Source organism: Paenibacillus sp. Root444D2, from assembly GCF_001426375.1.
In the GTDB taxonomy this organism is placed as follows: domain Bacteria; phylum Bacillota; class Bacilli; order Paenibacillales; family NBRC-103111; genus Paenibacillus_E.
The window spans coordinates 69,214-75,436 of the sequence record NZ_LMEO01000017.1; the positions used below are offsets into that span (position 1 = coordinate 69,214).

Annotated in this window: 6 protein-coding genes; 3 read left to right on the plus strand and 3 right to left on the minus strand. The window is 48.3% G+C overall.

Annotated elements, in window-relative coordinates; genetic code table 11:
* Positions 1 to 341 precede the first annotated feature (341 nt).
* Positions 342 to 2,189, plus strand: coding sequence for a ribosomal protection-like ABC-F family protein (gene abc-f / locus ASD40_RS12310; RefSeq protein WP_057303572.1), 1,848 nt, complete (start codon positions 342 to 344; stop codon positions 2,187 to 2,189).
* A gap of 51 nt (positions 2,190 to 2,240) precedes the next feature.
* On the opposite strand, the gene ASD40_RS36090 is transcribed toward abc-f, so the two are convergent.
* Positions 2,241 to 3,275 carry a polysaccharide deacetylase family protein gene (locus ASD40_RS36090; protein WP_063860113.1) on the minus strand — a complete coding sequence of 345 codons (1,035 nt, stop codon included), beginning with the start codon at positions 3,273 to 3,275 and terminating at the stop codon, positions 2,241 to 2,243.
* Positions 3,276 to 3,466: 191 nt separating this feature from the next.
* On the opposite strand from ASD40_RS36090, the gene ASD40_RS12320 reads away from it, so the two are divergent.
* Positions 3,467 to 4,501, plus strand: coding sequence for a WD40/YVTN/BNR-like repeat-containing protein (locus ASD40_RS12320; RefSeq protein ID WP_057303573.1), 1,035 nt, complete (start codon positions 3,467 to 3,469; stop codon positions 4,499 to 4,501).
* Between the two features lie 5 nt (positions 4,502 to 4,506).
* Here ASD40_RS12320 and ASD40_RS12325 read toward each other — a convergent pair whose 3' ends face one another.
* Entirely contained in the window at positions 4,507 to 5,001 is a 495-nt protein-coding gene (locus ASD40_RS12325) for a GNAT family N-acetyltransferase (RefSeq protein ID WP_057303574.1), read from the minus strand.
* A gap of 184 nt (positions 5,002 to 5,185) precedes the next feature.
* On the opposite strand from ASD40_RS12325, the gene ASD40_RS12330 reads away from it, so the two are divergent.
* Positions 5,186 to 5,470, plus strand: a complete 285-nt coding sequence (locus ASD40_RS12330) for a hypothetical protein (protein ID WP_047672726.1) — start codon at positions 5,186 to 5,188, stop codon at positions 5,468 to 5,470.
* Positions 5,471 to 5,558: 88 nt separating this feature from the next.
* On the opposite strand, the gene ASD40_RS37165 is transcribed toward ASD40_RS12330, so the two are convergent.
* On the minus strand, positions 5,559 to 5,729 hold the full coding sequence (locus tag ASD40_RS37165) for a hypothetical protein (protein WP_156389985.1): 171 nt from the start codon (positions 5,727 to 5,729) through the stop codon (positions 5,559 to 5,561).
* Positions 5,730 to 6,223: the final 494 nt, after the last annotated feature.

Genomic DNA, 6,223 nt, shown 5'->3' on the forward strand with positions numbered 1-6,223 from the left:
AATTGTAGTATAAAAAGGGGCAGGCTGCAAGATGGTTATAATAATTTTCTACCTTGAGTGCTTAGGAGGCTATGTTATAATAAAGCCATCTTGAAGAACTCGGAGGTACCCTTTGACGATGAAGTATGTAGCCTAACTTTTTCTGCTAAAACGAAAATGTTCGTTGATAGGCAGACTCTACGATTGTGCAGGTAGAGCGAGTGGGATACGTATGTCTAAAGGGGCTGACTCCATTAGGGGTTGCTGTTCTTTGCATACCAAAATCATGACTTGTTCTTCCTGACCGTAGGCGATTGCTTGCGGTTTTTTTTGTATTTGAATTTAAAGGAGGAAATGAGTCTATGACTTTACTAATAAAAGCAACGAATGTGATGAAGGAATTTGCAGGGAAACCACTTTTTGAACAAGTGGAGTTGGAAGTGAATGCAGGGGAGCGGATCGCGATCTATGGCCGCAATGGCATAGGAAAGACGACGCTGCTTCGCCTGTTGGCAGGGACGCTGGAGCTGGATAAAGGCAGTGTGGAACGCAGGCTGCGGCTCGATCAGTGGGGATGGATGGGGCAGCAGACAGAGGCTGATGAGGCGGTGTCCACACACGCCTATGTCGAGGAAGGCTGCCCAGAGCACTGCGCTGCGAAGCGTCGCTTGAAGGAGCTGGAGGCGCGGATGCAGGATGCGGCTGCTCCTTGCATGGAGAGCTTGCTTGCCGACTACCAGGAGGCGGCAGAGCGATACATGGGGTTGGACGGCTACCACTGGGAAACCCAAGTGGAACGGAAGCTGCTGCAGCTCGGACTCGGCCGCGAGCTGTGGGATCAGCCGCTCGGCCAGCTGAGCGGCGGGCAGAAGACGCGCGCCCAGTTAGCGCGTCTGATGGTGCGCGAGCCGCAGCTGCTGCTGCTCGACGAGCCGACCAACCACCTCGACGCGGCGTCGCTCGAATGGCTCGAAGCGTGGCTTCGAGCCTATCCGGGCACCGTCGTGTTCGTTTCCCACGATCGCCATTTCATGGATCGTGTGGCGACCTGCCTGGTCGAGCTGACGCCGACAGGCAGTCGAAAATACCGGGGCGGGTATACGGAGTACACCCGCCAAAAAGAACTAGAGCTGCGTACGCAGGAGCAGCTCTATCGCAAGCAGCAGCTTCTGCGGGAGCAGCTGGAGGAGAGCATTCGCACGTATCGGCAGTGGTTCCATCAGGGCGAGAAAAACGCTCGGGTGGCTGAGGTGCCGATACAGCGCGGGTACTTTCAGGCGCGAGCCGGCACGCATGTGTCGCGGATGAACGCGAAGATGAAGGAGTTGGAGCGCCTGGAGGGGGACCGCGTGGAGAAGCCGCGGGAAGCGGCGCACCTGAAGGTGAAGCTGAGCGCGAGCGACTTCGCTTCACGCTCGCTTGTGCGCATGGAGCGGGCCGCGTTCCGCTACGGCGAACGCGAGTTGTTCGCTGAGCTGAGCCTCAGCGTAGACCGCGGCGACCGTTTGGCCGTGCTCGGCCCAAACGGCTCAGGCAAAACGACGCTGCTCAAGCTGCTCGTCGGTGAACTGCAGCCCACTGCCGGCAAGGTGCGACAGCACCCGCAGACGTCGATCGGCTACTTCTCGCAGGAGCTCGAACATCTCGACGATGGCGAGACGCTGCTGGACAGCCTGCTGGCGCTGCCTGCCATGACGCAGACCCAAGCCCGCACGATTCTGGGCTGCTTCCTCTTCTCAGGCGAAGAGGTGCGCAAGCGCATCGGTGATTTAAGCATGGGCGAGCGCTGCAGGCTCGCCTTCCTCAAGCTTTACTTCAGCGGCGCGAACTTGCTGGTGCTGGATGAGCCGACGAATTATTTGGATATTGATTCGCGGGAGAGAATTGAGCAGGCGCTGCTCCGCTATCCCGGCGCCATGGTCATCGTCTCGCATGACCGCTTTTTCCTTCGTAAGCTGGCGACAAAGCTATTGTGGCTGAGCGCGGAGCGCAGCCCAATCGCTTTCTCAGGCACTTACGATGAGTATGCGGAGGCGAGCTTGGCGAGTGAGAGCTCGCCGGAGCTGCTGGCGCGAGCCAATGAAAGGCGCCAGCTGGAGTTAACGCTGGCGCAGCTCATGAGCGAGGGGGCGTGGAGCCCCGAGAACGCCCCTGCGCAGCTTCAGATCATCCGAGACATCAAGACGAGGCTCTCGGAGCTGCAAGAATAAGTGGATAAAAAGAATAAGCCGGGTGCGCACCCTCAGGATGCGCTTTCCGGCTTATTTGCTTTTTGCGACGTGAAGCAGCTCAGGTACGGTTACAAACGTGTAACCAGCTGCTTTGAGCTTACTAATCAACGGTCCGATAGCCTGTACCGTACCCGACAAATCCTGACTGTCAGCACCTCCGGAGTGCTGAAGGATGATAGAACCAGGCTTCGTTTGCTGCATGATATTATTCAGCACCTGATCGGAGTTCAGTGATTTCCAGTCAAGGGAATCGACATTCCAGTTCACGATCAAATAATGGTGGTCAGCGATCCATCTGACCTGCTCTTCGTTAATCGCGCCATACGGCGGGCGGATTAGCTTAGGTGCATAGCCGATTAAGCCTTGCAGCACGCTCTCTGTGCTCATAATCTGACTCTGGAATTTGTCCACCGTCAGCTTCGGCAGATTCGCATGACTGTAGGAATGATTCCCAATGATATGGCCTTCTTTGACAATCCGCCTAATCATATCAGGGTGGGCGTTAGCTTGAGAACCAAGTACGAAAAAGGTTGCTTTAACTTGGCTCGCTTTAAGCGCATCAAGCACTTTTGGCGTAAATCGGGTGTCAGGCCCGTCATCAAAGGTTAGCGCTATTTTCTTTTCCTGTGCAGAGCCGCGTACCTTGAAGGTATCTGGATATTTTACGACCAGTTGAGAGAGTGTAAGCTTTTTCTGAGAAATTCTAGCTTGGCCTTGATTTTTTTGAACAGGAACAGAAGGTTTCTTAGAAGACTCTGGATGCACTGCTGCTTTTTTTGGGCTAGGTTTGGGTGAAGGTTTGGGTGTTAAAGCAGCAGGTGTTGCTTCTGGTTGAGCTGAGGACGTGGGTGTTCCAGCAGAAAGTGGACTATTCATGCTCCTCGGACTCGCAAGTGGCTCAGTATCAATTTCGTCGTTGCTGAGACTAGAATCTGTTGTTAAATCTTGTTCTTCTACATGAGAATTTTGTGTAGAGCGTTGATCGTAATAAGGCTTATTTTTGGACACACCGCAGCCTGTCGCTAGCAAGCCTGCGATGGCGATGGACCAAAGCCATTTGGTCATGGCAATCCCCTCCGAGCATTATGAATATGCTCTAGCTTTTGTTAAGAAGGGACATCCTATCCAGTGAAAATAACGGTATCAATAGACACAATACCCTGCAAGAAATATCCCGTATGAACTATTTTGAATCATGGACCGTCTTTACATATACCCAAGCAGTACTTGCAGCAAGAAAGGAGAGGATTGAGTTCATGAAAGCCTTGATAAGCAACAACAAATTAGTTGTACTGCTGGTTTTTCTGCTGTGTGCAGGTTGCTTTCATGAGGAAGCCTCAACTCCTTCTCCGAATCTAATGACTTCTACAACTCAAAAACGTGACAATGATTTTTCGGTCTTTGCAGGTGAAAAAATTGGCATTCAAGATCAAGTTCAACCTATACACTTAACACCAACCAAAGCAATTTCATTCGTGGATGAGCTTCATGGATATGGTGTCGCTTCGGGCGCCCGCGATCTTCAATTCTTGAAATCCAGCGACGGTGGAATAACCTGGCGGGCTCTGAGTGGATTGCCTCAAACGATCATGCCGAGCGCGATTTCTTTTTTTGATTCTCTAACGGGTTGGCTGCTTGCCAGTGAATCGTCTGATGAAAAATCAGAACTTCGATTAACCTTAGACGGTGGTCAAACATGGGAGGTAATCGCACAGGACTTACCTGGATTAGAGACTAGGGGAGAAGTGCCGTTTTTTCGCTTTTTTGACCGACATCGAGGGTTGATTGCGTTCCAGAGTGGTAAAGTCATGATGCTCCTTCGAACACAAGATGGGGGTTTGACTTGGTCCGCATCAAGCCGCATCTCAATGCCAATAGAAGAGAAGGGCGTGTTTACGTTCCGTTCAGCCATTGAGGGTTGGTTTATTGGGCCCAGTAAGAAGGATAAAGAAGTATCGATGCTGTATCATATGACAGACGGGGAGACATGGCAAGAAACAGGCAAGCTGCCGAGTTTCCTTGCGCCGCGGGCCATTACTTTTACTGATTCAAAAAATGGGTTCATCCTCTTGCATACGAATCCTCAAAATAATGAGAAAACATGGCAATTCCTTCGGACATTTGATGGAGGCAAAACGTGGAGCCAACACGAATTTCCTAGCACATTCCAGCCGCTAGCTGCGAGTTTACAATTAAGTTTTCCTACAGCGACTAGTGGCTGGCTTTTGGATGCTAGGGATTTGTGGCGAACGACAGACGGAGGGATGAACTGGCGTTTACTAACGTCATAAACCTCTTATATGATTTTCTGAAAGGTAACGATATCGAGAAATTGGCCCCATTTAAAGCCAACCTCACGGAAATGAGCGCACTGTGTATAGCCATTTTTCGTAAACATATGAATACTAGGTTTATTATCCGCGCAAATTGTAGAGATCAGAGCGTGGAAGCCGCGCTCTTTGGCGACCGTTTCTATGTACTGAATGGCTGCGGAGCCCAATCCTTTGCCCGTGCATTCTGGATGCAAATAGATCGTCACTTCCCCGGTGGTATCATAGGCTTGCTTTTTCTTATGCGGCATGACTTGCACATATCCTTGAAGGCTCCCGTCCCAAGTTATCACATAAGTTTGGTAACGCGGGTTCGGATGAATAACACTCTCCGTAAATTCTGAGATCTCTACAGGCTCCGTGTGAAAAGAAACAGTCGTATGCACGACAAAATGATTGTAAATATCCATTAGAAGGGGAATATCGGACTCTTCTAATTTTTTAAATGATAGGGTAGACATGGTGTAAGCTCCTCGCTGTGAGATTTAGACAACATATTCCCAATATGTTCCACGGAAGAAGCTGAAATCCTTTTTAAAAAGGACAATTCGAAATAGACATCTAATCATATTCCATGTATCTTAGATATATTGTCTTACTATTCATAAAAGATAAAGTTGAACCATCGGAAATAGGGGGAGTCACATGTCGGGCAATTCAAGCTACATTCTCGTGATCGTCATTGGCGTAATCGTACTCGCTGGTCTTACATTCATGAATCTTCGCAAAATAAGTAGATCTACTGCGGATCTAACCCAGCTCAAAAGAAGAACACTTCTCTGGAGCGAAATATCACTTGCGCTTTTCGTTCTGCAATTTTTCTTCCGTGATCGTGAAGGAGGGTTCCTGCTATTCTTTGGAATTCTCACCCTATTCACAGGAGCGCATTATCTCGGCGTATTGTATTATTCACGAAAAAGAAGCAACTAAAGGCGAAGAAGCTCTCCTCAGTAGTTCTACTACTAAAGGAAAGCTTCTATTTATATTCCTGATTTTCTACAATTTAAATTCATGCCTGTTATTCGTTCCAACTCGATGGCTGCGTTTTTGTCGGCGTCTTCCATTTTTGATACCATTTCTTCTTTTTCTTCTTCTCCATTAACGTTCTTAATTGCAGCATGACCAGCTTGGCCCTGTCTTCATCCGCATATTTGTTGCGCAAACGTTCAAAAATTGTGTGATCTTGCATAGGATACCTTCTTTTCTGACTGTAAGATGAATGCGAAATAAACAGAATGTATGTTCTTGTTTCTATCATATCACATGAAGTGTGTAGGAGGGAATACAAGGTTTTGAAAATTCATTTAGGAATAAAATAATGAAGGAGATATGTATGGATAGATTGTTGAAATTTTTATTGAAAAGAGTAAGGATGAAGGTAATGAAATCATTTACAATGGAATTACAAGTGCTGATATGTTTATAAGGGCGGATTGGGAAAAAGAAGATTACACTATCAATATGACGCTTAGTAATAGTGGGACAACAAAGAAGAATAAAACATTTATAGATATATCAATTAGAAAGAATGGTATAGAATTTACTGGTTCTAAATAAAAAAAGCCGCACTTAGAGAGCACTGCAAAACGAATACAGAATCTGTAAAAATAGACCCAGTGGCGCATAGGCACTGGGTTTGTTGTATACTGGAAGAAAAGGAAAAGTGGAGCTGAAATTTCATGT

Coding starts and splice junctions, on each gene's coding strand:
- abc-f (WP_057303572.1), top strand. CDS start 342: ATGACTTTACTAATAAAAGCAACGAATGTGATGAAGGAATTTGCAGGG.
- ASD40_RS36090 (WP_063860113.1), bottom strand. CDS start 3,275: ATGACCAAATGGCTTTGGTCCATCGCCATCGCAGGCTTGCTAGCGACA.
- ASD40_RS12320 (WP_057303573.1), top strand. CDS start 3,467: ATGAAAGCCTTGATAAGCAACAACAAATTAGTTGTACTGCTGGTTTTT.
- ASD40_RS12325 (WP_057303574.1), bottom strand. CDS start 5,001: ATGTCTACCCTATCATTTAAAAAATTAGAAGAGTCCGATATTCCCCTT.
- ASD40_RS12330 (WP_047672726.1), top strand. CDS start 5,186: ATGTCGGGCAATTCAAGCTACATTCTCGTGATCGTCATTGGCGTAATC.
- ASD40_RS37165 (WP_156389985.1), bottom strand. CDS start 5,729: ATGCAAGATCACACAATTTTTGAACGTTTGCGCAACAAATATGCGGAT.